We start from the raw sequence: 762 nt of genomic DNA, 5'->3' as shown, positions 1-762 counted from the left end.
GCGCTAAGCCCGAACGGATCGTGAAACTCATGCGGCTCGCCGGGTTGGGGTCGGTAGCCTAAGGGTTCGAAAGCCTTTGGGCATCTGATGCTCGGTGTCCCAGGTGTAGATGCCTGTCAGGTTGATATGTTCCCAACTCAGCGGCGAGATATGCTTCAACAGCGTATCTGGAATGTTTCGCCCCCCTCGTTTCAACTGTGTGGCCCGCGCGGTCGAGATAGACCGTGTTCCAGTGTACGATCGCGCTGACGACGAGGCGCGCTTGAGCTTGTGTGCTGCTTCGCCCTTGTTGAGGCCGGCTTGGCAGCGTGCCGGGCTTGAGTACCATTCAATCATGAATATGGATCGCTCGATCCTGCCCAGGTCCCGCAGCGCCCTTGCGAGTTGGCTTTCCTTCGGAGATGCCGATAGCTTTTTCAGGATCGTCGAGGGCACAACTGCGCGAGTGGCGATCGACGCCGCTAGATGAAGCAGATCATCCCAATGGTCGAGGATCAGGGTGGTGTTGATCGATGTGGTTCGACAGCGCCGGATAGGCATCGCTTTTCTCGAATGTGTGGAACTTCCGACCCTTGAGGTTGCGCAGTCGCGGCGCGAAGCGCTTACCGATCAGGGCGAACAGCCCGAAGACGTGATCGCTCGCACCGCCAGTGTCGGTAAAGGGTTCTGTCGCAAATCGTGCTTTTGGTTACAACGGGACGCTTTCGCGCCGATGATCATGCTGCAAGGATTTCGAACTGCTCGGCGATCGAGGGACGTGGA

Annotated in this window: 1 pseudogene; it reads right to left on the bottom strand. The window is 58.1% G+C overall.

The window, feature by feature from the left end:
• Positions 1-27 precede the first annotated feature (27 nt).
• Positions 28-670, bottom strand: a pseudogene (locus tag AC0L15_RS33210) (Tn3 family transposase); the annotation flags it as partial.
• Between the last annotated feature and the right edge of the window lie 92 nt (positions 671-762).

The organism is Mesorhizobium sp. WSM4846 (assembly GCF_055811415.1).
The sequence above is the reverse complement of the archived record's forward strand: the minus strand, read 5'-3'. Positions and strand labels throughout refer to the sequence as shown.